Genomic DNA, 24,276 nt, shown 5'->3' on the forward strand with positions numbered 1-24,276 from the left:
GCCGAGCGCGAACTCGAGGACGCACGCAACGCGGAGGCCGCGGCAGCCGTCCTGGCGGCGGCATGAACCGGTACGAGGCGGCGCTGCTCGCGTTCGCGGCCGTGCTGCTGATCCCCGCTCTCGCGTCCGGCGTGTTCGCCGGCATCTCACTCGTGGGCGTGCTCGCCGCTGTCGCGGCCGTGGCGTCCATCTGCATTCGTCCGGCGCGCAACTAGCCGCCGGTATCCGATCCAAATCGAAGGGCACATTCTCATGGATCAGCACACCAAGGAACAGATCGCTCTCGCCGCGTGGGAGCGTCACGAGCGGATGATGCGGACCTGGACCGCTATTCGGTCGATCGAATCGCTCGCCGGCCACGCGCCCGAGATGAGCGAGAGCGACATCGAGGACTCGGCCGCGTGGATCTGGGGCGTGTTCACACAGACGCCGTCTCTCGAGCCGCTGAGCGACGAGGCGCACGCCGAGCAGGCTCAGGTCTACGCGCGTCTGATCCGGTTTCTCGACGACGAGGTCGCGATTCAGTTCGCCCGCGACGCGTGGGGCGACCGCGAGTTCACCTCGCGCGGGCTGCTCGGATACGGCGTCGCGTGGTCGCCCGACGAGAACACGATCGTCGCGACCTATCACGTCCTGGATCGCGGCGTGTGGGTGCCTCAGACGCGGGTCGCTCGTCATGGGTGACACCCGGCGGGCATCCGTCGACGGGCGCGACGAGCGCGTGCGACGGGCTGTCGCATCCCAGCGCCGCGCCGAGCGCGACGAGCGCTTTCACGACCGCCGCGAACTGCGCCGGTCCCGCAACGTGACGAACGAACTCGCGGAGGTCGAGGGATGAGCGATGTCATGCAGGCGCAGGCGTGCCGCTGGTGCTCGGGCCGGCGCCGGTGGGCTCGTCTCGTCGGATCGAAGGTCGCCGCCTGGTGGTGCACGCGGTGCGACGGATCCGCGGCGCACCGGCTCGAGCCCGAGAGCGAGGCCGGCGCGTGAACCGGAAGCGGAAGAGCGGCCGGCGCGCGACCTATCAGGCGGTGCTCAAGCCGCGCGCCGCACGCCGTGGCGCGAATCTCGGGCTGGCGTCGGGCGCCGAGATCCTGGCGTCGATCGTCGTCCGCGACCTCTTCGGATGGGGGCGGCGATGAGCGACGATCTCGACGGGCTGGTGCTCGATCTCGACGAGTCGGTCTATCACGCTCACCCGGCGCTGTCGTCGACGGGGGCGCGTCAGTTGCTCGTCGCGCCGGCGAAGTTCGAGCACGCGCGCCGCAATCCGTCGCCGCCGAAAAAGGTCTACGACATCGGGACGGCGACGCACTCGAAAGTGCTCGGCATCGGCGCTCAGGCAGTCGCCTACCCGACCAAACTGCTCGCCGAGAATGGCGCCGCGTCGACGAAGGCCGCGAAGGCGTGGGCCGACGTGCAGCGCGCGGCGGGTCGCGTGCCGATGAAGCAACACGAGATCGACGTCGTCGACGCTATGGCCGAGTCTGTGCTCGCTCACCGCGGCGCCGCTGCGCTGCTCGAGCAGGTGGGTCCGCGCGAGGCGTCGGTGTTCAGCACCGACCCCGAGACGGGCGTGCCGCTGCGGTGCCGGTTCGATCTGCTCGGCGCCGGCGGCGGACGCCGCATCGGGGTCGACCTCAAGACGAAAGCGAGCGACGCGACGGCGACGGCGTTCGCTCGCGCGGCCGCGGATCTTCGGTACGACGTGCAGCAGGCGCATTACGAAGTGACCGCCGCGGCCGCCGAGATCGAACTCGACGGGTTCGCGTTCATCGTCGTCGAGAAGGAGCCGCCGTACCTCGCGAATGCGCTCATGCTCGACGCCGATTTCGTCGAGATCGGGGTCGCGAGTGCCGCCGCCGCGCGCCGACTCTTCGCCGCGGGCATCGAGTCCGGCATGTGGCCCGGATACCCGCAACACATTCAGCTCGTGCGCCCGCCGATGTGGGCGATCTACGACCACACGGACCGACAGAACACGGAGAACCAAGCATGACGATCGAACTGCCCGTCGACGACGCCCCGTCGCGCATTCACCGGATGCCGACCGCGGCGCCGTCGCCCGAGGACGTGACGCACACGCTCGCCGAGTACGAGCGGCTGGCGATCAGCACCGGCGACGCCGTCGCGATCGGCGCGCCCGAGTTCACCTCGGACGGTGAGACGTGGTCCGCGCTGTGGCTCGGCGATCGGCCGCCGGTCGGCGCCCGCGTCGTCGTGCACCGGGCCGGTGCGGCGACGCACGTCACCCGCTCGTGGGTTGAGTCCGCACCCGCGGATGAGATCTGGCTCGATCTCTGGACCCGTCGCCCGATGACGTTGTTCGGCGCATCGACGATCCGCGCCGCGCTCGCTCGGGCGTTCCGCGACGTGATTGGGACGGACAAGCGAGAGCCTGACGACATGCGCGTCGACGCACCGATCGTCGATCCTGCCGTCTGGGAAGCCGCCGTCGTGCCGCGCCCCGAGATCCCGACGCCCCCACGGCCCGAGGTGCCGACGCCGCCGCGCCCCGAGGTGCCGCGCCCGCCGCGGCCCGCCGTGCGCCCCGCGAGCGTCGCCGTGCCCCGACCGCCGTCGCGCGGCGTGCACCGGCTCGAGGACGTCGTGCTGCCCGCCGCGAAGCCGGGATCAGCCCGCAAGAGCAAGTCGCGCGGATCCCGCGACTCGGGAAAGCGGCAGGGCGGGCAGCGATGACGATCGGTTACCCGAAGCCGGCGCGCCGGCACGTCGCCACGGGTGCGGACCTCCGCGCGCTGAACGACCTCGTCGACGCCCGCGATCAGCAGCGGTGCATCCGCTGCGGCGAGGTGATCTGGGAGGGCGGGTCGCGGCATCACCGGCGGCTGCGGTCGCGTGGTGGCGACGACGTCGCGTCGAACCTCGTCCTGGCGTGCGGGTCGGGGACGACCGGATGCCACGGGTGGATGCACGCGAACATCGTCGAGGCGACGAAGCTCGGCTACCTCGTGTCGTCATGGGCCGACCCGCGGTTCGTCGCGATCGAGCACGGCGTGCACGGGCTGGTGTACCTCGCGGATGACGGCACGTTCACGACGACGGCGCCCGAGGGGGCTGTCGCGTGAGCGTGATCGAGCAGGGCGTCGTCGAGGCCGAACGGCTCGAAGTCGACGTCGTGGAGGGCTGGGCGAACGGTGTCGTGGCGCATGATGCCGCGGAGTCTAAGGGTCGGTTCGCCGACCAGGGCGTTCGTGCGCTGGATCTTTTTGCGGGCACCGGATGGGGCGTCGCGCTGCAGGCTCGCGGCATCCGCGAGGGCGGCGTCGAGATCATGCCCGAGGCGGTCGCATCCCGCGACGCTGCCGGGATGGAGACAATCTACCGGGACGTATGGGACGGTTTGCTTTCCGACGACCCGATCACGTTCGAGCACTCGCTGCAGATCGCGTCGCCGCCGTGCCAGTCGTTCAGCCTCGCGGGGAAGGGCGCGGGGCGGGCCGCGCTCGACGACGTGCTGCGCGCGATCGACGACGGCGCGTATCGCGACCCGCTGGAACTGCGCGCGCTCGGCGCCGAGACAGACGATCGGACTGCGCTCGTCCTGACACCGCTCGCGCACGTTCACCGCGACCGGCCGACGTACATCGCCTGGGAGCAGGTGCCGCCCGTGCTGCCCGTCTGGGAGGCGTGCGCGGCCGTTCTCGAGCAGATGGGTTACTCGGTCTGGACGGGCATCATGCGTGCCGAGCAGTACGGCGTGCCACAGACCCGGCGTCGCGCTGTGCTCATCGCGCGAGCGGACGGAGTTGCCGCGGCGATGCCCCGTCCGACGCACTCGCGCTACTACGAACGCGATCCGAAGCGACTCGATTCGGACGTTGCGCCCTGGTTGAGCATGGCCGACGTGCTCGGGTTCGACGAGTTCCACGCTGAGAAGGCGATGGGCAAGGGCATGGTGGAGCGATACGGCGAGCGCCCGGGGCGGGCTGCGACTGAGCCGGCATTCACGATCCGAGCCTCAGCGGGCGGGATGGAGCCTGGTGGCTTCATGCTCGTGGGCAATCAGGTTCCGAGGGGGCGAGAGCGCGGGGACTACCACTCGCGACCGTCGACGGTGCCCGCTCAGACGATCACGGCTCAGTCCCGTAGCTGGTCCCTCCGATCGAACTACGGGACGGGCGGTAATCCATCGAAGCGTGGCGAGCGACTGGCCGAGCAGCCGGCGCCCGCGATCACGAGCAAGGCAGACCGGAACAAGTGGAACGGCTCTCGCAAGATGACGGCCGATGAAGCTGCGACGCTGCAGTCGTATCCCGACGACTTCCCGTTCGCGGGGTCGAAGGTGAAGCAGTTCTTGCAGATCGGCAACGCCGTCCCGCCACTCATGGCGGGCGCGATTATCGACGAGCTCTTGAGCCCCGCCCGAGCGGTCGTCGCCTGATGGAAGAGGGCGGGTGGGTGAAGAGCGCCCGGTCAGAGCGCGTCACGCTGGCCGCCCTCGCCGAGATCGAGAAGCGGCAGCAGCGCTTTCCGGTGTGCGCGCTCGTGTCCTGCAATCAGCGGGTGAAGAGGCTCGACGAGTTCGGGCTCTGCAGCAAGGTCAGTGATTCACACAAGGTTTGGCGCGCGCAGACGCGCCGGGAGATGGGCGTGGTGTTCCGATGAGTCTGATCGCTGAGGGGTTCGCGCGGTGGCGTGAGTGCCGCGAGGCATACGACGAGGTGCTGCTCGCGGTGTACACGCGCGCCGAGACGGAGACGAACGGCCGGCTCGTGAACGCGGAGGGTCGCGCCCGGGGCATCGACCCGATGTCGCTGTTCCTGGGGCCGGCGGCGCGCGCGCGCCGGTGGGCGTCCGAGGAACTGCTCGATCACTGGACGCGGCATCCGCGGATGCCGTTCGTCGAGTTCGAGCGGCAGTGGGCCGCCGCGCATGACGAAGAGATCTACGCATGATGCCGCGGTTCGCGATGACGTACGTCGTCGCATGGGCTGACTACTTCGGGCACGGCCGGCATCTCGTGAAGGTCGGACGCGCCTGGCGATTCAGCCGCGTTCACATGATGACCCGCACCGGCGGGCAGGTGCTCGTGCTCGCGCGTGGCACCGACGCGACGTGGGAACGCGAGGCGCTGCGATCGCTGCGCCGGTGGTTCCCCGCCGCATTCCGCGACGAGCGCGACGCGCTCGACGTGCTCCCGATGGGCCGCGGCTGGTCGGAGTGTTTCGAGGTCGACGACGCGCATCTGCGCCTCGCCGTCGACCTGTGTTTCGAGGGATTCGCGAGGGGTAATGAGCAGGGCTGGAACGAAGCAACGGACGATCGCGCCGAGCGACCTCGAGTTCGTCGGCTACCTGAGAGCGCCGGACGAAGCGAAGCCGACCGCGCTCGGCCTGTGGCTGCACACGGATCTCGAGGGCCGGCGGGAACTGGTGCCGGAACTGATCGCCGCGGCGATCTACCCGGGGCGAGCGGCGACGGATCTCGTGATCGAGCATGTGCTGCTGCTCGAGGAATGCGGATTCCTGCAGACCTACGACGTCGGCGGCCGGGAGTACCTGGAACTGCGGCACCGGCTGCGCGCCGACACCCGCGGGGCGCCGCCCTCGGAGTGCCCGCCGGCGCCGGATCGGGGGATCCCACGGGATCCCGTGGCTGTGGGGGGAGCGAGCGCGCGAGAGCGGGCCGAGGCGCGGGTGCGTGCCGAGCAAGCCGAGCGGGCGAGCGAGTGGGCGGCGTGGGAGCAAGCGCAAGAGCGACCCCGAACACCTCGCCGGCCGCTGCTGCTGGACGCTCCGAACATCGGGTGCCCCGATCACCCTGGCGGCCAGTTCGCCGACTGTGGCCCATGCGGCACCGCTCGCCGACGTCACGACCGATGGATCGCACAAGAGCGGTACACGCAACAGGTCGCGACGGATGAAGAGCCGTTCTGACGGCACGACGATCGCCGACGAGTGGTTCGCCGACTACCTGGCGCGGCTCTCACGGTCACGCGACCGGGTGTCGCGGCTGCGGCTCGAGGGGTTCGGGATGCCGCCGGCTGACGAGATCGCTCGTCGGGACTACGACGAGCAGACGGAGATGCGGCGGCGGATGCTGCAGCACACAAGAGACGTGAAACACACGAGAGAGAAGGTCTGAACATGGCAGGGGAAACGGTGCTGACGGTCGTCGGCAACCTGACCGCCGACCCGGAACTGCGGCACACGCAGAACGGGCTCGCGGTCGCGGGGTTCACGGTCGCATCGACGCCTCGGGCGCTCGACCGGCAGTCGGGGGAGTGGAAAGACGGCGAAGCGCTGTTCATCCGCTGCAGCGCGTGGCGCGAACTCGGCGAGAACGTCGCGGGGTCGCTGCGAAAGGGGATGCGGGTCATCGTGACGGGCCGCCTCAAGATCCGGTCGTACAGCGACGAGCACGGCAACCCGCGTTCGTCGACCGAGATCGAGGTCGACGAGATCGGCCCGTCTCTGCGCTATGCGACCGCGAACGTGCAGCGTGTCGCCTCGCGTCAGTCGACGCCGGCGACCGGCCCGAACGACGCGTGGTCATCAACGCCGAGCGGAGAGGGGGCGCCGGCCTATGGCGACGACACGCCGTTCTGAGTCCGAGGCGCCGTCGTCGACCGACGCCGTCAATCATCCGTCGCACTACACCCGGTTCCCGGGGGTCGAGGTGATCGACCTGACGGAGCATCTGAACTTTTGCCGGGGTAACGCGGTGAAGTACATCGCGCGCGCCGGGGCGAAGGATCCGGCCCGGGAGATCGAAGATCTCGAAAAGGCGCGGTGGTACATCGACCGTGAGATCGAGCGCACCCGGCGGGAGAAAGTCGATCGGAAGATCCGCGAGCACGGCGAGGCGCGGTCGGCGGCGCTCGCGAGCGAGGGGATCGAGTGACCGCGTTCGAGTTCGTGCAGTGGGTGCTCGCCGTGTTCGTGCTGGCGGTCGCGGGGCTGATCCTCGCGGCGATGTCGGCCGGGTTCGTGCGATCTTTCCGTCGCGGTCGGCGTGGCTGATCGTCTGACGCGCCGGGAGCGGCGCCGTGTCGGGCGGGGCATCCGCCGGCGGCGCCGCCTCGCCCGGTTCGGTGAGTCGATCGGCGTGCCGCTGATGCCGTGGCAGGTCGAATGGCTCGACCGGCTATTACGCGGCGAACGGGTGTGGCGGGTCGGCGGCCGCCGTGGCGGCCGGCTCGCAATGGTGACTGTGGCGAAAGCGAGGGGGATCGGTGGCTGAGGATCTGTGCGTGTTCGATCACGCCGAGCGCGGTAGGCACTACTCGGAATGCGTGTCCTACGGGACGTCGACGGATACCTCGTGCAAGGGATGCGCGCCGGCGAAGGTGCAGCCGGGATCCGCGGTCTGCGGGCCGTGCTGGCGCCGCGTGCGGCTGCTCGTCGACGAGGCGCCCGACATGGTGGCGCACCTCCGATCGAAGGCTGACCCGATGAAATCGGGGTGGAACTTCGATCGCGAGATCGTCTCGTCATCCCGTGTCGAGTTGCCGGCGCCGGTGGCCTCGGATCTCGTCGACGCGTCCGACGACATCATGCGGACGCTGCGCGGGTGGGCTCTCGATCTGCAGTTCCCGGGGCACCCGTACAGCCCATCGGGACTCGAGGCCGGCGCCGAGTCTGACGAGGCATACGCCGACGCTCGAGCGTGCGCCGACGTGATCCTCGCGGCATACGCCGGCGCGATGTCCGACCCCGATCGGGCTCGGATGCTCTCTGACGCATTCCGCGGCGAGGGCCGCGACCCCGAGGCGCGCGGCTGGTGGACGGTCGGCGACGCGCTGCAGAAATGGCGGCTCGACGATCAGCGCCGGTGGGCGAAGTCACCGTGCCCGATCTGCGATCTGCGAATGGTCCGCGTGATCCCGTCCCGAGCCGGCCGTGTCCGGTTCGTGTGCGAGCGCCGCGGGTGCGACTGGTCCGGCGATGACCGCGACATGTTCCTCGCCGAGCAGTTCGTCACCGACTACTCGTTCAAGACGGCGCACAGTGAGCAGGTCGACCCGGACCGCCTGGCCGAGTTCGTCGCGCGATCGCGCGGCATCCTCGAGCCCGAGCGGATCGCCGAGTTCGTCGACGAGCGCCGCGGCGAGCGTGAGGCGGTGGTCGCCTGATCGCCGACGAGGCGGGGGAGATGTGGGGCACGACGCGCGAGATCGCGTCGGCCCTGCAGATCTCCGAACGGACGGTGAAGCGGTACACGGCCGATCCGACAGTGACGATCCGGCGGGCCGGCAAGTTCCGATCGCTCGGCGACGTCGTTCGAGCAGAGCAAGAGAAACGCCGGCGGATGAAGGCCGGCGGGCGCAAGTGATAGCGGCGGGGCGATGAGAGCGGATCTCATCGCCCCGCTGTTTGCGTGTCGATCTCGTCGACGGCGCCGACCCAGACCCAGCAGCGGTGAGCGGCGCCGTCGACAGTGAACTCGAGGCCGATCGCGTCGGGTGTCCATCGGGCCGCGACCGCGTTCACGCGTACGGGGGTGTCGCCGAAGCGGACCCATGCGCGGACCTTCCGGCGCGGCTGCGGGTCGATCGTCAGGGGCACCTCGTCGAGTCGCAACTCGGTCGACGTGAGCGACTGCAGGGGGCCGGCGGCCGCGGTGCGCTGCAGGATGCGTTCGTTCATCTGCCGATCGACGCCGGCGGCGTAACGCTTGCTGGTGCCCATGTGCGGCCGAGATCCTTTCCCCGGCCGAGACGATCTCATGTTACGCCGACATAGACTCGCGCCATGATCCCGAGTGACGGATTCGAGGCCGGCGAGCAGCCGTCATGCGAGCGCTGCGGAACGGTGATGCGGGAGAGCGACGGCGAGTATGTCTGTGGCTATTGCGGGTGGTCGCTCGAGGTGCCGTGGGTTGAGCGGCCGAGCGCTGGCGACGACCTCCCGGGCGTCGGAGGGTGATTTAGTAAATAGGCATAGACAACCTGCCGTCTACACCTATAGACTGATAGCATGAAGCGCGGCGAACTCGTCAAGAGAATCAACAAGATCGCGAAGGCTCAGGGCGAGTCGGCCGTCTACACCGAGGGCGGGCGCCACACTCACGTTCGCATCGGCGACAAGCAGACCACGATCCCGCGTCACTCGGAAGTGAACGAACTCACGGCGCGCGGGATTCTCAAGTTCCTGGGAGGGGAGAAGTGATGCGAGTTACAGCGAACGCGACCCGGTCGGGCGACTGGTGGGCCGTCGAGGTTCCGGCGATCCCGGGGCTGTTCACGCAGGCTAAGCGGCTCGATCAGGTCGCCGACGAGGTGATCGACGCGGCGGCGATGCTCGGGGAAGAGGTCGAGGCGGTCGACGTCGAGGTCGTCGAGATCTCGGAGTCATTCACCGCGAACGATATCCGCGGCATACTGCGCGAAGTTCTCGACACTCGCGCCCAGGCGCGCAATGCCGAGGCGCTGTCGGGCATCGTCGTGCGACGGGCGATCTCGGCGTTCCGAGCGGAGGGGCTGACTGTGCGCGACGTCGCGGTGATGCTGCAGTTGAGTCCGCAACGCGTCTCAGTACTCGACCGCGAACCCGAGGTGAGTCCGGCAGTACCCGGGGCGCCGGTGTTGCGAGAGGAACGCCTGGACAACGAGCAGATTCTCGCGGAGGTGCGAGAGACGGCGAAGCGGAATGCCCGCCGGGTCGCTCGTCGATAGACCCTTGTCACCCTTGTCACCAATCTGTGATACGCTACGCGTGCGGAAGAATTGACTTCATCGGAACCCCTCGGCTGATCTGGCCGGGGGGTTCCGTCGTTCCCGTATGGTCTTCCCGGTCGTGCCCGACCGGGGATCTCGCCCCGTCACGTCTGCTCACGCTCACAACCTCTGGCCGCCGTCGAGTGCGCCGTTCGAGCGGCTGATGCACGCCGCGGACGGGGCGCAGTCTTTCCCGAGCGAAGGGGGTCGCATGTCCATTGCTGACGCGATTGCAGGGGGACCGCCGCGGGCGCCTCGCGCGCGCACGAAACTCGACGCGTACCTCGAAACGCTCGACGAGCGCGACCGGGATGCCGTCGAGGTCATGCTGCGCGACCGGGACTGGAAGCACGCCGACGTGCGCCGCATCCTGGCCGAGCATGGGCTCGAGGCGTCTCAGGTGCAGATCGCGCGGTGGCGCGAGGATCGCGGGGTTCACCGTGTCAGTCGCTGACGCGATCGCCGCTCAAACGCCGAGCGTGCCGCCCGAGTGGCGCGCTCGCCACGAGACGATCGGCGGCGAGACGGAGGTCGTCACCGGCCCGATTCCTCCCGTCGAGAACGACGCCGAACTGCTCCGACAGTTCGGGTACGACCCCGACGAGATCGAGGTCGTCGGCACGATCAATCAGTGGCGCAAGCAACTCGCGAACGGCGAGTGGCGGGTGTCGTATTTCTTCAAGCATCGGCCGCGAGCACAGTCGCTCAGTCTGCCGGCGCTGTACGCGGCCGCGCGCCGCAAGCCTCGGAAGCCGCTGCAGCCGGCCGCCGGCGAGCGGGTGACGGTCGTCCTGATCGCCGACCCTCAGATCGGCAAGACAGGCTCGCGGGGCGGTACGCCGGAACTCGTCGAGCGCCTGGCCGAGAAGCGCGTCGCGCTCGCGGCCGAACTCAAGCGCCGGCGCCCGTCGCGCACGGTGCTCGCAGACGTCGGGGATCTGTTCGAGGGGTTCGAGTCCGGCGGTAATCCGATGTTCACGAACGATCTGTCGCTCGCACAGCAGATGGATCTCGCGGCGACGGAGGTCTACGAGTTCGTGCTCGTCATGGGCCGGCATGGGCGCGTCGACGTGCTGGCGGTGCCGAGCAATCACACCGCCTGGCGCGCCGGGAAACAGGTTCTCGGCAAGCCGTCCGACGACCTCGGGCTGTTCGTGCATTCGCAGGTCGCGAAGGTGGCCGACGCGAAGGGGCTCGACGCGACCTGGCATCGGCCGGCGGCGTACGACGAGGCGGTGACGCTCGACGTGCTCGGCACGGTGATCGGCGTCGTGCACGGCAATCAGTTCCGGCCCGGAGCGGCTGTGAACTGGTGGCGGGGGCAGCAGCACGGCGGGCAGCCGGTCGGCGCCGCCGACGTGCTGCTCACGGGGCACTATCACCACCTGTCGATCCTGCCGACCGGGCGTAACCCGTACACGGGGCGCTCGAAGTGGTGGATCCAGGCGCCGACGCTCGACAACGGGTCCGACTGGTATCGGAACGTCGCCGGCGACGACTCGGATCCGGGTCTGCTCGTGTTCGACATCACACCCGACGGGTTCGACCTGCAGTCGCTCACCGTCCTCTGAAACGTCCCGGGTTCGACCGGGCCGGTAACCGCGGATACCGAAGCAATGCGCGGCGCGTCATGCCGGACGTGAAGTAAGCGGCGCGCGGGCGAGTACTGACGGTTCGGGTCGGTGCTCGCCCGCATCCACATGTGCGAGTGAGAGGGGATCACATGAGCAAGCGATTCTTCGACTATCCGGTGACCGCTGACCGCGCGGAGCACGCGCGTCGCGGTGTCGGCGCCGCTACCGATTACGCGTGCCCGATGGGCTCGCTCGTCGACGCGCCGTTCGCCGGCGCGCTGACGCGGCGCGACACGAGCGACGGCGGGTTCGGGCTGCGCCTCACGGGCGATCGGTTCGTGTTCGTCGCTCAGCATCTCAGCGAGCCGGTGAAGCCGGGGCGTGTCGCCTGGCGGTCGGGCGTCGCTCGATCCGGCAACACGGGCACCGCGACGACTGGCCCTCACGTTCACGCGTGGATCCTCGTTCGCGCGACGGGTGAGCGCCTGTCGTTCGAGGAATGGCTCGATCGCTACGTCGAGAAGTCGGGGAAGCCGGCGCCGAAGCCGGCGCCGAAGCCGACGCCGGCGAAGGTTGCGCGCACGCTCGTCGGCCGCGAGATCGTTCTCGGCTCGTGGTACTGGTACGCGACCGCTGCTGCCGCTGTCGCGATGCGCGGCAAGCGTGGCAAGGGCAAGGGGCAGACGATGCTCAGCGGCCCGTACACGATTCGTAAGGTCGCCTCGAACGGGGCGATCCTCGTGCGCTCGAACGCGAATGGCGACGTGTGGCTGCACCCGTCCGCCGCGAACAAGATCCGCAAGTAGGGCGCGCCTGTCGAGATCGTCGACGAGCCGGCCGAGCCGATCGAAAGTGAAGGCGCCCCGGGGGAGGGGTAGTCGTCGAACCGTGCGGGGCCGGGTGGCCGTGGCTGCTCGCCTCGCACGGGGTCGCCGGCGGCGCGGGGATCGGGGGTGCCGGCATGTCGTACGCATCTCGAGGTGTCGACCCGATGCCCTCGCGTGCCGACTATCTGCGGCTGCTGGCTGACGTCTGTCCTGCTGGCTCGATCTGTCATCTGTGCAGAAAGCCGGTCGTGTACGGACTCAGACGGGGGCACCGTCTCGGCCCGTCGCTCGACCACGTCATACCCCGGAGTAAGGGGGGCCTGTGGATCCGCTCTAACCTTCGGCCCGCTCACTTCGGATGCAACGCTGCTCGCAAAGATCGACCGATCGCCCGCAACGGGCACCGCTCGAGGCAATGGGGTCGAGGCCACCGCCCGGAGTGATGTTCGATTTTTTGCCGACCGACCTCACGCCTCACCCTCGCCGCGACCAAAAATCCCTCTCCCCGATTCGTTTCATCTCGCCTGTGGGTTCGTGTGGGTCCGTGGCGGGGTCGTCGGGGTCGATCTGAGGTGCGCGTCGCAAACGCGTCGTGTTCGAGCGGCTGTCGGCCGCTGACGGAAACGGTGTGTGCAGCGAGATCGAAAGTAGGTGCGAAGGATGACGGCCGAAAAGCCCGCGAAGCCACGGATGCCGCGGCATGGCACCGTGCGCCGGTACAAAGCGGGGTGCCGCTGCGAGCCCTGCAAGACCGCGAACACGGATGCCCGCCGGCGCGAGCGCGACGCGGCTCGAGCGGCCGCCGGCGAGCCCGTACCCACACGCCGAAAGCGCGTACCCACGAACCCACAAACCGAACCCACGCCGGCGCCGCCGGCACGTCCCGCGTTCCGCCACGAGTCGAACGGAGATGCGCTGCTCTCGATCATCGAGGACGCGCTGTTCGACGCCGGCGGCGGGCTCGTCGCTGCGAAGGTCGCCGCCGATCGGCTGCGCGCTGCAGGGTTCCGGCAGTTCGTCGACGGCCCGATCGAAGCGGCCGCGCGTGAGGCGCTCACAGACCCCGCCGACGCGGCGACGCGGATGCGGCACGAACTCGTGTACCGGGGCGCTCGAGCGCTCGACGACCCGGATAACGCGCGGTTCTACAAATCGACCGTGGAAGCGATGAGGCAAGTTCTCGCGGACCTCTCGGGCGGTGATGAGGGGGGCGGATCCGGTGACATCGTGGAAGCGATCAGGGCAGCCGCCCGGGGTGGAGACGCGGCCGAGGTGGTCGACCCCGCGTAACCCGGCGCGCGAGACGATCGCCGACGAGGTTGTCGGCTGTATGCGGTTGCTCGGCTGGGAGCCGATGCCGTGGCAGCGTGACGTGCTCGACGTCGCGTTCGAGATCGACCCCGAGACGGGGATGCTCTGGTACTCAGAGATCGTCATCATCGTTCCCCGTCAGTCGGGGAAGTCGTCGCTCGTCATCCCGTGGGGGATGCACCGCATGATGATGTGGCCCGACCGGCAGTATCTGCTTTACATCGCGCAGACTCGGGCGAAGGCGCTCGAGAAGTTGGTCGAAGAGCATCATCACCGCATCCTCGGGTCGAAGTTCAAGGGGCAACTGGTCCCGAACCGGCGGGGCGCGACGCTGCATCTGTCGCACGGCGACGAGCACATGCGCTTTCGCAACGGCTCGAAATGGGCGATCGACGCGCCGACCGAGGACGCCGGTCACGGAGGCACGCTCGGCCTGACGATCGGCGACGAGGTGTTCGCTCAGAAAGACGATCGCCTCGAGGCCGCGCTGCTCCCGGCGACGACCGCCGTGCCCGACTCACAGAGCATGTGGATCTCGACAGTCGGTGAGTCGAAAGCGAAGTCGCCGTTCCTCTGGAAGAAGGCCGAGGCCGGTCGAGCCCGCTCCGAACTGCTGCGCGCGGATCCGCGGGCGCTCAATAACCCGGGATATCGGACCCTGTATGTCGAATACTCGGCGCCCGAGGATGCCGACCCCGACGACCCGCTGACGTGGTGGGCATGTATGCCGGCGCTCGGGTTCACGACGACAGTCGGCAAGATCGCCGTGTTCCGGGACACGATGAAAGACGGGTTCTATCGCCCGTTCCTGAACTGGTGGGGCGACGACCTCGCGAGCGACTGGAAGATCCCCGAGGAACGCTGGGCAGTCGTCGGCGACGCCGACTCTCAGATCGCGCGACCCGAACTCGTCTACGTCGTCGACATCTCGCCCGATCGGGACTGGGCGTCGATCGTCGTCGCCGGGGTGAACAAGCGCGGGCAGTATCACGTCGAAGTCGTCAGCGACGGCCCCGGTACGGGGTGGCTCGTGCACGGCGAGGGCGACGGCGACGATCGCCTGATCGGCCTACGTGAACTGCTCGAGCATGACCCGGGCGCGGTCTACTACGAGCACAAGACGACGGGCACACTGCTCCCCGATCTCGTGGCCGCGGAGATCGAGGCCGAGCCGATGCCGGCCGCCGACATGATGGTCGCCGCTCCCGGGCTGCTCGATCTCGTGCTGAACAAGCGCGTCGCGCACCTCGAGCAAGCGGAGTTGACCGACGCGCTCGCGGCCGCTCAGACGTCGAAAGTCGGCGACGGCTGGAAGTGGGTACGCGGTAAGTCGCTGCGCCCGATCACGGCGCTCGTCGCCGCGTCCTACGCCGTGCGAATGCTCGCGCTGAAACTGCCCGATCTGGCATACGACCCTGTCGCCGCGCTGCGCGCTGCGAACTCGAAATGAAGGGAGGGCGCATGACATCGCCTGACATCACGACCCCCGACAAGAGCCGCGGCGAGCGGACGACGGCGGCCGTCGAACTCGTCGCGGTCGCGCTGATCGTCGCCGGCGTGGCGATGTGGTCGGCGCCCGTCGCGTTCATCGTCGCCGGCGTCCTCGTCTGGACGATCGCGCATCCGATCCCGCGGGTGTGGATCCGATGAGTCTGTTCACCCGCGAGGCCGAGACGCGCGATCTGACCCGGGCCGACATCTGGGGGCCGGCGTTCTCTGGCCTCGGCTCGTCGAACTCGTCGGCACTGCAGCAGGTCGCCGCGTACGGCGCTGTCCGGCACATCGCCGATCAATGGGCACAGGCTGAGATCACCGCGACGCAGATGCGCGGCGGCGTCCGGCAGCCGATGAGTGAGGCGCCTCAGATCCTCACGGATCCGTCGCCGATCCTCTCGGCCTACGAATCCCGGTTCGCGATGGTCGCGGAACTGAAGACGCGCGGAAACGCATTCGGCCTCGTCGACGACTCTCGGCGCTACTGCCAGTGGATCCCGTTCGAGTTCGTGACCGTCGACGAGTCGAACCTCGCGAACCCGGTCTACCGAGTGTTGGGCACGCAGGTCGATCTCGTGAAGCGCGGCGGCAATCTGCTGCATATCCGCGAGTTCGTCACGGCCGGCTCGGTCATGGGGCTGTCACCGATCGAGCAGTTCGCGGCGTCGTTCGAGTGGTCCGGCCTGGCACGGTCGTTCGGCCGGCGGTTCCTCAAGGAATCGAGTATCCCGCCGGCGATCCTGCAGGCGAAGACGGCACGGGTCGGCGGCGAGGTGCTGACCGAAGCGCGAGACGATTTCGTTCGCGCCGCGCGTTCGGGCAAGCCGGTCGCGCTCCCCGGCGAGTGGGCATATCAGCGGATCAGCATCTCTCCCGAAGAGGCGCAATTCCTGCAGACGATCGAGGCGTCGGCGACTGAGATCGCGATCATCTTCGGCGTGCCGCCCGAGGTCGTCGGCGGCAAAGCCGGCTCGTCCCGCACTTACTCGAACCGCGAGATGGATCAGAAAGCGTTCCGCGTGCAGACGCTCGGGGGGATTAGCGGGCGCGCCTCGGCGGCGTTCCGCGACGTGCTCCCGACCGACACGGAAGTCACATACGACCTGACCGTGCTCGAGCGCCCCGGAGTCCTCGAGAGCGCCCGCGCGATGACCGAGGAACTGCGGAACGGCACGCGCTTTCTGTCCGAGGCGCGCGAGTCCCTGGGGCGGCCGGCGCCGACCGCAAAGCAAATCGAGGAATGGCAGCAGTGGTTCGCGACGAACAAGAGCGAGTCGCAGTCCGACGCCACCTCCACCGCAATCACAAAGGAGGTCTGACCGATGACACAGAGCATCGAACGGCGCGTGATCGACCGCGAGGTCGAACTGCGCGCCGCGCCCGAGGGATCGAAGAGCCCGGGCATCCTGGCCGGCTACGCGGTCGTCTTCGACTCGCTGTCGCGGGATCTCGGCGGGTGGGTCGAAGAGATCGCCCCGGATGCCGCCGGCGCACCGCTCGAGGGCGGCGTCGTCGACATGGCGCTGCACACGCGAGTCATCGCTCGAGCCGAGCACGACTCGCGACTGCTGCTCGGTACGACCGACGCCGAAACGCTGCGGCTGTACATCGACGAGGTCGGGGTGCGCTACGAGGTCGACCTGCCCAACACGGGCGCCGGCCGCGACGTCGCTGTGCTCGCCGAACGTGGTGATTACCGGCATTCGTCGTTCGCGTTCCACGCGCTCGACGTCGATTGGCGCGAGGACGCAGACGGGCGCCTCGTGCGGCGCGTTACCCGTCTCGTCCTGTCGGACGTCTCCCCGGTCGCCGATCCGGCGTACTGGGCCGCGACGACCGGACTGCAGCAGCGCGACGTCGACGAGGCGCGCGCATCCCTGACACCCACGCCGGCTGTGCCCGGTGAGTGGGAAATCGCCGCGGCCGAACGTGCCGCGGCTCGACAGACTCGCGAGACGCATCCCGCGCTCGCGTCCCGAACCCGCAAGCGCGGGAGATGAGGAGGTAACGATGACTGCCATCGCAACCCGTATCAAGGAACTCGCCGACGAGCAGCGCAAGGCGTGGGAGACGGAGGGCAAGCCGCTCGCCGACATCGCGTCCGAGCGTGCCCTCACGGCCGACGAGCGCGAGAAGTTCGAGCGTCTGGAACGCGCCTACAACGAGTTCGACGACCGGATCACGCTGCTCTCCCAGCAGCGCGACCTCGAGCAGCGCGCCGCCGATTTCGCCGGCGATCTGCTCGGCAACCGGTCCGCATTCGGCAACGCCGTCGACGTGAAGCGATTCGCCGACGAGATCCGCGGCGTGCTGAACGGCGAGAACCGCGACCGGTTCACGGACTACGTGCCGAGCGCGGCCGAGGTCCGTGCGATCATGTCGGGCGAGGCGCGTGCGCTCTCGGTCGGCGTCGCGGCCGCCGGCGGCAACGCTGTCGGGAAGACCTACCTGCAGCAGTTGCTCGAGCCGCTGCGGCAGTTCTCGGGGCTCTACGCCGCGGGCGCGTACACGCTCGTCACCGAGAAGGGCGAAGACGTGATCCTGCCCCGGCTCGCGTCGTTCGGCTCGGCCGCGTCGACCGCCGAACTCGTGCAGGTCGGCGGCACCGACCCGTCGTTCAATCAGGTGACCTTCGGCACGAAGCGATTCGGCCAGTTCGTCGGGATCTCGAACGACCTCGTCGTCGACTCGCTCGTCGACATCGAGGGGCTGACGGCCCGCCTCATCGGTGAGAACATCTCGGCCGCGCTCGGCCAGGATCTCGCCACCGGCACGGGCACCGCTGCGCCCCACGGCATCGCGAACGCCACGACCGCCGGCGTCACCGGCGCGACGGGCGCCGGCGGTGCGCCGACGTGGGAAAACCTGATCGACCTGCAGGAATCGGTGCTCGCGCCGTACCACGCGAACGCCGCGTGGGTGCTGTCGAACTCGGCCGTCGCCTCGGTCCGCAAGATGAAGGATTCCTCGGGCCGCTACCTGTGGGAGCCGAACGGCCAGACCGGCACCGCGTCGCAGTTGCTCGGCGCGCCCGTGCACCGCGACCCCTTCATCGCGGGCGTCGGCCTCGGAGCGAAGTCGATCTTCTTCGGCGATTTCTCGCGCTACTGGATCCGCCTCGTCGGAAACACCCGCGTCGAGCGCTCCGACCACGCGCTGTTCGGTTCGGATCAGGTCGCGTTCCGCGGCGTGCTGCGGGCTGACGGGCGTCTCATGGACGCCTCGGCCGTGAAGCACTTCATCGGCGGCGCGTCCTGATGGGCCGCCCGACGAAGGTCACCGCGGCCGAGTCGGGCGAGATCGAGGGCGCGGAGGTGTCCGCTACGGCGGATGCCGCCGCGTCCTCGGCGCCCGCCGTACCCGACGCGGAGCGGCCGGCGCCCGTCAGCGACGAGCCCACGACCGCGCCGGCACCCGCCGGGGATGACGCCGCGGACGCGTCGACCGACGCGGCGCCGACGGACGCCGACGACGCGTCGACCGACGCGACGCCGGCTGACGCCGACGACGAGTTCGACTCGGGCATCGCCGACGTCGACGAGGTCGAGGTGTTCGTCGCCGTGACGATCACCGGCACACGCAACGGCGAGCCCTGGCCCGCTGTGGGGGAGCCCATCACGCTCCCCGCAACCGAAGCCGAGGCGTACCTCGCCGCCGGCTACGTCACCGCCGACTGATCTCGGCGCAGTGACAAGAGCGGCCCGGGTGCACACACCACCCGGGCCGCTCCCACAAACGAAGGGGGAGGCATGGCGAGCAACTGGCCGCTACACGCCGCCGATCTGCGGAAGGCGTTGCAATACGACGTCGGGCAGGACGACGCCGGCGAACTGGAACTGTTCATGGCCGCCGCGTGCGAGCGCATCGACGTTCACACGGGCCGCTCGACCGAGCCGACCCGCCACGAGGTCGACGGGAAGGTGCCGACCGTGTTCGTGCTCGCCGCCCGGGCCGTCGCGAAACTCTGGTGGCAGCAGGAGAAAAAGGGGCCGCGCGCTCGGCCGACCGAGGGTGAAGACCCGGCCGCCGGCATGGCGGGCGTCGATCTGCCGAGCAAGGTCGCCGGGTGGCTCAAGCCGTACCCGCCGCGCCTGTATCCGGGTGATGCCGAGTGACGTCGATCACACCGGACTCGGCCGCGCTGCGCGCCCGCTCGGGACTACTCGCCGCGGTGCGCGCCGCTGTGAAGGGTGAGCGCGTCGACGTGCTCGCCGGATTCGCCGGCCAACCGACCGAGTTCGACTGGGTTGCCCTGGGCGGCGTGGGTGTCGCCTCGGATCCGGCGACCGTCGCGGCGCGACGGAGCCGAGACGAGACGATCACGCTCGATCTGAACGTCGGTTCGTTCGCGCCCGGTTACGACGATGAGGCCGTAACGAAGGCATGGGGCCGCGCGGCCGAACTGCTGGCGAAGATCTCGACCTACGTCGAGCACGCCGATAACACGACCCTCGGCGGCGCCGTTTCGTGGACCCTCACCGGTTCCGCGGAATGGGACGGCGAAGAGGTGGAGGGCGGCTACCAAGTCGAGGTAGCCGCGACGTTCGTTTGCTCGCACCGTGTGCGGGCTGTCTGAGAGGGGGAACCCGTGAAGTTCAAGAATCAGAGTCCGCTCGGCGCGCTCGAGATCCCGGCGCTCGGCCGCATCGTCGATCGCGACGAAGAGTTCGACGTTCCGGCGGCGATCGCGCCGCTGCTCGCCGGCCAGTCGGCGAACTACGAGCCGGTCGACGACGAGGCGATCGCGCTCGTCGCCGAGATGAGCAAGCCGGCCGCCGAAACCGAGCCCGGAGAGCCTGACGAGCCGGTCGTCGACGCGACGTCGACGAAGCCGGCCCGCAAGACGAGCACGGATCCCGCGCCCGCGGCATCCGCCACCGATGGAAAGGACGGCGACAAGTGAGCACGCAACTCGACTACTCGGTCGGAATCGGTCGAGAGGTGAACTACGGCGTCGCTGTCACGCCGACACGGTTTGTCGAGTCGGAGGCGAAAGCGACCTACGACGTACAGACCGTGAAGGGTCGCGGGCTGCGACCCGGCAAGGGCGTCGCGCGGTCGTCGCGTCACTCGATCTCGCGGTTCGAGGGCTCGACCGACATCGAGATCGAGGTTCCGACGTCGGGGTTCGGGATGCTGCTCAATGCGGTCATGGGTTCCGTGACGAACACTCTCGTCTCGGCCGGCCTGTATCAGCAGGTTCACACACTGTCGAAGACGGACCCGCACCCGACGTTCACGATCCAGGAGGTGTTGCCCACGCTTGACGGTGTGTACACGCACCCGCACACGTTCGCCGGCTGCGCTTTCGACTCGCTCGAGATCTCGGCCAAGGAAGGTGAGTACGTTCAGGCAAAGTTGTCGGCGACGATTCGCCGGCTGCTCACGGACGTCGCCGCGACGGCCGCGTCGTACCCCGCGGTCGACTCGCTGTTCACGTTCGTAGGCGGTGAGATTCGTGTTGGGACGGCCACGCTCGCCGCCCCGACGACGACGGCGCTCGCGACTGTGCTCGGCGCACCGAAGGGCAACGTTCGCGACGCGTCGGTCGCTGTCAAGCGCAATCTGGACTCGAACGGGTACAACCTCGGCGGGGCCGGATATCGCGTGCGGCAGCCGGTCCTCGGGCGTCCCGAGGTCACGGGGAAACTGACGGTGGAGTACACCGACAACGACCTGCGAGATGCGTACCTGAATCAGCAGAATCTTTCGATGCTGCTGACGTTCACGAACGGGACCGCCGCGCTGCAGATCGCTCTTCCCGCGATCCGCCTCAAGGGCGAAGTTCCGGCGTCGAACGGCGGCGAGCCGATCACGCAGTCGATCGACTTCGAGGCGTTCGACAACGGGACCGCGGCCGAGCCGATCTGGATCACGTACCGCACGCTGGACACGACCCCGTGACCGCGCCCCGCGTCACCCTCTCGACGACGGAGACGCGGGCGAAGTTCGAGCGGATCCGCGAGTTCTCCCCGAAACTCGCTCGCCGGCTGCGCCGCGACATGCGGCGTTCGGGCGACGAGATCATCGGCGAGCAGCGGAAGATCCTCGCCGGCCCGCTCCCTCGTGGCATCCGTGCCGCGGGGAAGCGGCGCCGGCGGGTCCGCGATCAGCACGGCCGCGCCCGGTTCCGCACCGTGAACGTCTACGAAGAGACGGACACGAAGCGGCCAGGGCGGTCGCGCGGGCTGCGCCGCGGCATCTCCGACTCGCTGAAAACGCGCGTCGTCTTCGGTAAGAACCGAACCGCGATCACCGTCAGGACGACCGGCGCCAAGCGCACCGGGGCGACGTTCTGGCAGGCGAAGCGGTTCCGGCACAAGACGTTCGGCAGAGAGCCCTACGTCGACCAACAGGGGCAGCCGTATTTCTGGCGCCCCGCGTATGACGGGGCCGCCCGCATGGCGGCCCGCGTCGACTCGGCGCTCGATGAAGCGCTGAAAGAGATCTCAGACCACTAAGAGAAGGGGGCCGCTCATGCCTCAGATTCGCCTCACCGACGACCGTGTCGTCGACGTCGTCAAGCCGAACGTTTCCGAGAAGGTGCTCGCGCAGACGCAGTACCGGCGGGATCTCAAGACGACCCCGCGCGACATGTTCGACGTGATGCAGTCCGTCGAGTGGATCGTCATGCTCCCCGTGTTCGCGACGCTGCAGCGGCACGGCTGCGGCGAGCGGATGCCCGATCTCATGGGCGATGACCGTATCGGGTACTGGCGGCCGCGGATGACCGCCGGCGACGGCGAGGTCGCCGACTTCGAGGAATCGGAGGGTGAGCAGAGCCCGGACCCTCAGTCGTCAGCAATCAGCGACGCGGAGGGCACCGCCCCGAGCGAGGGCTGACCCCCGAGCAGCAACTCGAGTACGACGAGCCGTTCGTCGAGGACCAACTGCGGAAGCGGCTGTTCCTCATCGGGCGGCACGACTACTTCCCGGCCTATACGCCGGAAGTGATCTACGCGCTGGATGCCGATCTTTGGGGGCATCTCGCCGTAACGGCCGACAAGATCCTCGCCGACCGCGAGCGCAATGCGCGCGAGCAGCGAGAGAGGTCTGCAGCGCTCGCGCGCCGCGGAAAGAGGGGGTGATCTCGTGGCTGCGAAGGGTGGCAAAGACTTCCTGATTAGCATCCTCGCGGACGACACCGAAGCCCGGAGCGTCTTCGACGGGTTCGGGTCGTTCGTGAAGAAAGCCGCCGGCGGCATCTCGGCGGCGATGCTCGCCGGCGGTGTCCAGGATGCGTTCATGGGCGCATTCGAGGCCCAGCAGTCGACGGCGGAACTCGCCGCCGAACTCGGCGTCGCCGGCGACGAGGCCGACCGCCTCGGGGCGGTCGCGTCCGCGGTGTGGGCTGACGGGTTCGGGGAAGCGCCCGAGGTGAACTCGGCGATCGGCGACATTCGTCGCAACCTCGGCGAGATGGCCGACGACGACCTCGAGCGCGTCGCCGGCAAGGCGCTCGCGGTGTCGACCGTGTTCGAGGAAGACGTCGCGCGCACGATCGGCGGCGTGTCCGCGCTCGTGAAGAACGATCTCGTCGACTCGGTCGATGAGGGTATGGACGTGATCGCGGCCGGCCTCGCGTCGACCGCGAACCGTGGCGAGGATCTGCTCGACACCTTCACGGAGTACTCGCCGTTCTTTGCGAAACTCGGGTTCGACGCACAGCAGTCGCTCGGGCTGATGAATCAGGGCATGGAGGCCGGCGCTCGAAACAGTGACTTTCTCGCGGACGCGCTGAAAGAGTTCACGATCCGGGCTCAGGAACCCGTCGTGAAGACGGCCGAGGAAATGGCGGCCGCGTACGAGCGGGTCGAGCAGGCCGGCGCATCCCTCGCCCGTGCTCAGCAGAACGAGATCGCGTCTCAGCAGTCGCTCAATGAGGCCCGCGCGCAGGCCGCGATGGATCTCGCCGACATGGCCGATCAACTCGAGGGGGCGGAACTCAGCACCCGGTCGGCCGAACTGGCGCTGCAGCGTGCACAGGAGAACGCCGCGAAGGTGGCGGGCGACTCGGAAGCGACGCAACTCGATCGCGACGAGGCGGCCCTCGCCGTCGATCAGGCGATATTCGCGCTCGAGCAGCAGCGCGAGGCGACGGAGGAACTGCGGCGCGAGAAGGCCGATGCCGACCGTGCCGGGGTGGAGGGATCCGCACAGGTTCAGGCGGCGCACGAGCGCGTCGCGGATGCTCAGAAGGCGAGCGCCGAGGCGGCAGCCGACGTCGCGGAAGCGAACGCGGCCGCGGCTGACAACACGACCCCGCTCGGCAAGGCGTACGAGCGGCTGGGGATCGACGCCGCGTGGGCGGCGAACGCGATCGCAACCGGTGGCCCCGAGGCGCAACGCGCGCTGCAGATGGTCCGTGACGGGCTGCTCGGCGTGACGGATCCGGTCGAGCGGAACGCGCTTGCGGTGCAGTTCTTCGGCACGAAAGCCGAAGATCTGCAGGGCGCGCTCTACGCGATGGACCCGTCGACGGCCGTCGACGCGATGGGGAACGTCGCCGGTGCAGCCGACCGCGTCGGGCAGGCGATCACCGATGGGCCGATGAAAGAGATCGAGGCCATGAGCCGCGACAAGGATCTGATGATCCAGGGATTCCTAGACACGGATGGGCCGATGGGTGACCTCGCTCGAACGTGGGCCGTCTGGGGCGGGGAGATCTCGGGCGTGCTCGGCGCGCTCGGTCCGCTCGCCGGTGCGATGCTGCTGTTCCGTGGGGCTCAGGTCGCCGGCACGGCCGCGACCGCGGCGAACACCGGCGCGATGATCGCGAACAACGCGGCATGGTGGGCATCCCCGGTTACATGGATCATCGCCGGCATCCTCGTCGCGATCGGGCTGCTCGTCGCGGCCGGCATCTGGCTCGTCGAGAACTGGGACGGCGTCTCGGCGTTCTTCGGCGACGTGTGGGAAAACATGATGACCGGCGCCGAGACGGCGACTGACTGGATCGGCGATCGCCTCGGCGAGATCGGCGACTGGTTCGGTAGCCTCGGCGACGGCGTCACCGGCGTTATGAACTTCATCGGCGATGGAATCATGGGCGCCGGCCACGCGATCGCAACCGGATTCGCCTGGCTCTGGAACAACACACTCGGCGCGATCGACATCTCAATTCCCGACTGGGTGCCGTTCATCGGCGGCAATCACATCGGGTTCGACAAGATCGTCATCCCCGCGCTCGCGGCCGGCGGCGTCGCACTCGGGCCGACGCTCGCCCTCATCGGCGAGGCCGGTCCCGAGGCGGTCGTGCCGCTGTCGCAAGCAGGCGACTACGGGCTCGGCGGAAGCGGCGACGGCGAGGTGACGCACGTCGTGCTGAATCTCGACGGTCGCACAGTGTACGAGGCGGTCGAACGCCACAAGCGAAAGCGGAGGTAAC

At 68.9% G+C, this 24,276-nt stretch carries 41 protein-coding genes; 40 read left to right on the top strand and 1 reads right to left on the bottom strand.

Translation table 11 applies throughout. The features are described from left to right. Positions 1 to 62: 62 nt before the first annotated feature. The 19 genes from BKA24_RS08275 (at position 63) to BKA24_RS08360 (ending at position 8,298) form a co-directional block, all read left to right on the top strand. The gene (locus tag BKA24_RS08275; protein WP_184216931.1) at positions 63 to 215 is read left to right on the top strand and encodes a hypothetical protein; all 153 of its coding nucleotides are present in this window, start codon (positions 63 to 65) and stop codon (positions 213 to 215) included. A gap of 37 nt (positions 216 to 252) precedes the next feature. Then, positions 253 to 684 (top strand): hypothetical protein, encoded by a 432-nt coding sequence (locus BKA24_RS08280; RefSeq protein ID WP_184216933.1) that lies wholly within the window; start codon positions 253 to 255, stop codon positions 682 to 684. Then, on the top strand, positions 677 to 838 hold the full coding sequence (locus BKA24_RS08285) for a hypothetical protein (RefSeq protein WP_184216935.1): 162 nt from the start codon (positions 677 to 679) through the stop codon (positions 836 to 838). Before BKA24_RS08280 ends, BKA24_RS08285 begins: the two co-directional genes overlap by 8 nt. Then, a complete protein-coding gene (locus BKA24_RS08290) occupies positions 835 to 990 on the top strand; it encodes a hypothetical protein (RefSeq protein ID WP_184216937.1) in 156 nt (51 codons plus the stop codon). Before BKA24_RS08285 ends, BKA24_RS08290 begins: the two co-directional genes overlap by 4 nt. After that, positions 987 to 1,142 (top strand): hypothetical protein, encoded by a 156-nt coding sequence (locus tag BKA24_RS08295; protein ID WP_184216939.1) that lies wholly within the window; start codon positions 987 to 989, stop codon positions 1,140 to 1,142. Before BKA24_RS08290 ends, BKA24_RS08295 begins: the two co-directional genes overlap by 4 nt. Next, on the top strand, positions 1,139 to 1,999 hold the full coding sequence (locus BKA24_RS08300; protein WP_184216941.1) for a PD-(D/E)XK nuclease-like domain-containing protein: 861 nt from the start codon (positions 1,139 to 1,141) through the stop codon (positions 1,997 to 1,999). Before BKA24_RS08295 ends, BKA24_RS08300 begins: the two co-directional genes overlap by 4 nt. Continuing rightward, entirely contained in the window at positions 1,996 to 2,700 is a 705-nt protein-coding gene (locus BKA24_RS08305; RefSeq protein WP_184216943.1) for a hypothetical protein, read from the top strand. The genes BKA24_RS08300 and BKA24_RS08305 overlap by 4 nt, the downstream gene beginning before the upstream one ends. Continuing rightward, positions 2,697 to 3,089, top strand: coding sequence for a hypothetical protein (locus BKA24_RS08310; RefSeq protein ID WP_184216945.1), 393 nt, complete (start codon positions 2,697 to 2,699; stop codon positions 3,087 to 3,089). The genes BKA24_RS08305 and BKA24_RS08310 overlap by 4 nt, the downstream gene beginning before the upstream one ends. Beyond that, complete coding sequence (locus tag BKA24_RS08315; RefSeq protein WP_184216947.1) at positions 3,086 to 4,405, top strand: DNA cytosine methyltransferase; 1,320 nt, start codon at positions 3,086 to 3,088, stop codon at positions 4,403 to 4,405. The genes BKA24_RS08310 and BKA24_RS08315 overlap by 4 nt, the downstream gene beginning before the upstream one ends. A 17-nt stretch (positions 4,406 to 4,422) precedes the next feature. Next, on the top strand, positions 4,423 to 4,629 hold the full coding sequence (locus tag BKA24_RS08320; RefSeq protein WP_221417300.1) for a hypothetical protein: 207 nt from the start codon (positions 4,423 to 4,425) through the stop codon (positions 4,627 to 4,629). Beyond that, positions 4,626 to 4,919, top strand: coding sequence for a hypothetical protein (locus BKA24_RS08325; protein ID WP_184216951.1), 294 nt, complete (start codon positions 4,626 to 4,628; stop codon positions 4,917 to 4,919). Before BKA24_RS08320 ends, BKA24_RS08325 begins: the two co-directional genes overlap by 4 nt. Positions 4,920 to 5,255: 336 nt before the next feature. Further along, a complete protein-coding gene (locus BKA24_RS08330) occupies positions 5,256 to 5,900 on the top strand; it encodes a hypothetical protein (protein WP_184216953.1) in 645 nt (214 codons plus the stop codon). Further along, a complete protein-coding gene (locus BKA24_RS08335; RefSeq protein ID WP_184216955.1) occupies positions 5,884 to 6,108 on the top strand; it encodes a hypothetical protein in 225 nt (74 codons plus the stop codon). Before BKA24_RS08330 ends, BKA24_RS08335 begins: the two co-directional genes overlap by 17 nt. 2 nt (positions 6,109 to 6,110) lie before the next feature. Beyond that, the gene (locus BKA24_RS08340) at positions 6,111 to 6,572 is read left to right on the top strand and encodes a single-stranded DNA-binding protein (protein ID WP_184216970.1); all 462 of its coding nucleotides are present in this window, start codon (positions 6,111 to 6,113) and stop codon (positions 6,570 to 6,572) included. After that, the gene (locus tag BKA24_RS08345; RefSeq protein ID WP_184216972.1) at positions 6,550 to 6,867 is read left to right on the top strand and encodes a DUF3310 domain-containing protein; all 318 of its coding nucleotides are present in this window, start codon (positions 6,550 to 6,552) and stop codon (positions 6,865 to 6,867) included. The genes BKA24_RS08340 and BKA24_RS08345 overlap by 23 nt, the downstream gene beginning before the upstream one ends. Next, positions 6,864 to 6,986: a hypothetical protein gene (locus BKA24_RS15780; RefSeq protein ID WP_281385742.1), complete on the top strand. Its 123-nt coding sequence runs from the start codon at positions 6,864 to 6,866 to the stop codon at positions 6,984 to 6,986. Before BKA24_RS08345 ends, BKA24_RS15780 begins: the two co-directional genes overlap by 4 nt. Further along, entirely contained in the window at positions 6,979 to 7,206 is a 228-nt protein-coding gene (locus BKA24_RS08350; RefSeq protein ID WP_184216974.1) for a hypothetical protein, read from the top strand. Before BKA24_RS15780 ends, BKA24_RS08350 begins: the two co-directional genes overlap by 8 nt. A 10-nt stretch (positions 7,207 to 7,216) precedes the next feature. Then, positions 7,217 to 8,098 (top strand): hypothetical protein, encoded by an 882-nt coding sequence (locus BKA24_RS08355; protein WP_184216976.1) that lies wholly within the window; start codon positions 7,217 to 7,219, stop codon positions 8,096 to 8,098. A gap of 20 nt (positions 8,099 to 8,118) precedes the next feature. Further along, positions 8,119 to 8,298 carry a hypothetical protein gene (locus BKA24_RS08360; RefSeq protein WP_184216978.1) on the top strand — a complete coding sequence of 60 codons (180 nt, stop codon included), beginning with the start codon at positions 8,119 to 8,121 and terminating at the stop codon, positions 8,296 to 8,298. 26 nt (positions 8,299 to 8,324) lie between these two features. On the opposite strand, the gene BKA24_RS08365 is transcribed toward BKA24_RS08360, so the two are convergent. After that, positions 8,325 to 8,654 carry a hypothetical protein gene (locus tag BKA24_RS08365; protein ID WP_184216980.1) on the bottom strand — a complete coding sequence of 110 codons (330 nt, stop codon included), beginning with the start codon at positions 8,652 to 8,654 and terminating at the stop codon, positions 8,325 to 8,327. Positions 8,655 to 8,717: 63 nt separating this feature from the next. On the opposite strand from BKA24_RS08365, the gene BKA24_RS08370 reads away from it, so the two are divergent. The 21 genes from BKA24_RS08370 to BKA24_RS08470 all read left to right on the top strand — a co-directional run bounded on the left by BKA24_RS08370 (position 8,718) and on the right by BKA24_RS08470 (position 24,275). Next, positions 8,718 to 8,891, top strand: a complete 174-nt coding sequence (locus BKA24_RS08370; protein ID WP_184216982.1) for a transcription initiation factor IIB family protein — start codon at positions 8,718 to 8,720, stop codon at positions 8,889 to 8,891. Between the two features lie 51 nt (positions 8,892 to 8,942). Next, complete coding sequence (locus tag BKA24_RS08375; RefSeq protein WP_184216984.1) at positions 8,943 to 9,134, top strand: hypothetical protein; 192 nt, start codon at positions 8,943 to 8,945, stop codon at positions 9,132 to 9,134. After that, a complete protein-coding gene (locus tag BKA24_RS08380) occupies positions 9,134 to 9,640 on the top strand; it encodes an XRE family transcriptional regulator (RefSeq protein ID WP_184216986.1) in 507 nt (168 codons plus the stop codon). Before BKA24_RS08375 ends, BKA24_RS08380 begins: the two co-directional genes overlap by 1 nt. Before the next feature lie 253 nt (positions 9,641 to 9,893). After that, positions 9,894 to 10,136, top strand: a complete 243-nt coding sequence (locus tag BKA24_RS08385) for a hypothetical protein (RefSeq protein WP_184216988.1) — start codon at positions 9,894 to 9,896, stop codon at positions 10,134 to 10,136. Then, the gene (locus tag BKA24_RS08390; RefSeq protein WP_184216990.1) at positions 10,123 to 11,253 is read left to right on the top strand and encodes a hypothetical protein; all 1,131 of its coding nucleotides are present in this window, start codon (positions 10,123 to 10,125) and stop codon (positions 11,251 to 11,253) included. The genes BKA24_RS08385 and BKA24_RS08390 overlap by 14 nt, the downstream gene beginning before the upstream one ends. A gap of 152 nt (positions 11,254 to 11,405) precedes the next feature. Beyond that, positions 11,406 to 12,062: a M23 family metallopeptidase gene (locus BKA24_RS08395; RefSeq protein WP_184216992.1), complete on the top strand. Its 657-nt coding sequence runs from the start codon at positions 11,406 to 11,408 to the stop codon at positions 12,060 to 12,062. Between the two features lie 681 nt (positions 12,063 to 12,743). Further along, the gene (locus tag BKA24_RS08400; RefSeq protein ID WP_184216994.1) at positions 12,744 to 13,373 is read left to right on the top strand and encodes a hypothetical protein; all 630 of its coding nucleotides are present in this window, start codon (positions 12,744 to 12,746) and stop codon (positions 13,371 to 13,373) included. Positions 13,374 to 13,413: 40 nt separating this feature from the next. Beyond that, complete coding sequence (locus tag BKA24_RS08405) at positions 13,414 to 14,844, top strand: terminase large subunit (protein ID WP_184216996.1); 1,431 nt, start codon at positions 13,414 to 13,416, stop codon at positions 14,842 to 14,844. 11 nt (positions 14,845 to 14,855) lie between these two features. After that, positions 14,856 to 15,044, top strand: coding sequence for a hypothetical protein (locus BKA24_RS08410; RefSeq protein WP_184216998.1), 189 nt, complete (start codon positions 14,856 to 14,858; stop codon positions 15,042 to 15,044). Then, positions 15,041 to 16,207, top strand: coding sequence for a phage portal protein (locus BKA24_RS08415; RefSeq protein ID WP_184217000.1), 1,167 nt, complete (start codon positions 15,041 to 15,043; stop codon positions 16,205 to 16,207). The genes BKA24_RS08410 and BKA24_RS08415 overlap by 4 nt, the downstream gene beginning before the upstream one ends. A 3-nt stretch (positions 16,208 to 16,210) precedes the next feature. After that, complete coding sequence (locus BKA24_RS08420) at positions 16,211 to 16,888, top strand: HK97 family phage prohead protease (protein ID WP_184217002.1); 678 nt, start codon at positions 16,211 to 16,213, stop codon at positions 16,886 to 16,888. 10 nt (positions 16,889 to 16,898) lie between these two features. Continuing rightward, positions 16,899 to 18,146, top strand: a complete 1,248-nt coding sequence (locus BKA24_RS08425) for a phage major capsid protein (RefSeq protein WP_184217005.1) — start codon at positions 16,899 to 16,901, stop codon at positions 18,144 to 18,146. Then, a complete protein-coding gene (locus BKA24_RS08430) occupies positions 18,146 to 18,565 on the top strand; it encodes a hypothetical protein (protein WP_184217007.1) in 420 nt (139 codons plus the stop codon). Before BKA24_RS08425 ends, BKA24_RS08430 begins: the two co-directional genes overlap by 1 nt. Before the next feature lie 72 nt (positions 18,566 to 18,637). Next, a complete protein-coding gene (locus tag BKA24_RS08435) occupies positions 18,638 to 19,003 on the top strand; it encodes a phage gp6-like head-tail connector protein (RefSeq protein ID WP_184217009.1) in 366 nt (121 codons plus the stop codon). After that, complete coding sequence (locus BKA24_RS08440; protein ID WP_184217011.1) at positions 19,000 to 19,464, top strand: hypothetical protein; 465 nt, start codon at positions 19,000 to 19,002, stop codon at positions 19,462 to 19,464. The genes BKA24_RS08435 and BKA24_RS08440 overlap by 4 nt, the downstream gene beginning before the upstream one ends. A 12-nt stretch (positions 19,465 to 19,476) precedes the next feature. Continuing rightward, positions 19,477 to 19,791: a hypothetical protein gene (locus BKA24_RS08445; protein WP_184217013.1), complete on the top strand. Its 315-nt coding sequence runs from the start codon at positions 19,477 to 19,479 to the stop codon at positions 19,789 to 19,791. Continuing rightward, on the top strand, positions 19,788 to 20,792 hold the full coding sequence (locus BKA24_RS08450) for a phage tail tube protein (RefSeq protein ID WP_184217016.1): 1,005 nt from the start codon (positions 19,788 to 19,790) through the stop codon (positions 20,790 to 20,792). The genes BKA24_RS08445 and BKA24_RS08450 overlap by 4 nt, the downstream gene beginning before the upstream one ends. After that, positions 20,789 to 21,349 (top strand): hypothetical protein, encoded by a 561-nt coding sequence (locus BKA24_RS08455; protein WP_184217018.1) that lies wholly within the window; start codon positions 20,789 to 20,791, stop codon positions 21,347 to 21,349. Before BKA24_RS08450 ends, BKA24_RS08455 begins: the two co-directional genes overlap by 4 nt. A gap of 16 nt (positions 21,350 to 21,365) precedes the next feature. Beyond that, positions 21,366 to 21,731, top strand: a complete 366-nt coding sequence (locus tag BKA24_RS08460; RefSeq protein WP_184217020.1) for a hypothetical protein — start codon at positions 21,366 to 21,368, stop codon at positions 21,729 to 21,731. 107 nt (positions 21,732 to 21,838) lie between these two features. Further along, on the top strand, positions 21,839 to 21,976 hold the full coding sequence (locus BKA24_RS08465) for a hypothetical protein (protein ID WP_184217022.1): 138 nt from the start codon (positions 21,839 to 21,841) through the stop codon (positions 21,974 to 21,976). A gap of 4 nt (positions 21,977 to 21,980) precedes the next feature. Further along, positions 21,981 to 24,275, top strand: a complete 2,295-nt coding sequence (locus BKA24_RS08470; protein ID WP_184217024.1) for a phage tail tape measure protein — start codon at positions 21,981 to 21,983, stop codon at positions 24,273 to 24,275. Position 24,276: the final 1 nt, after the last annotated feature.

Source organism: Microbacterium marinum, assembly GCF_014204835.1.
GTDB classification, from domain to species: domain Bacteria; phylum Actinomycetota; class Actinomycetes; order Actinomycetales; family Microbacteriaceae; genus Microbacterium; species Microbacterium marinum.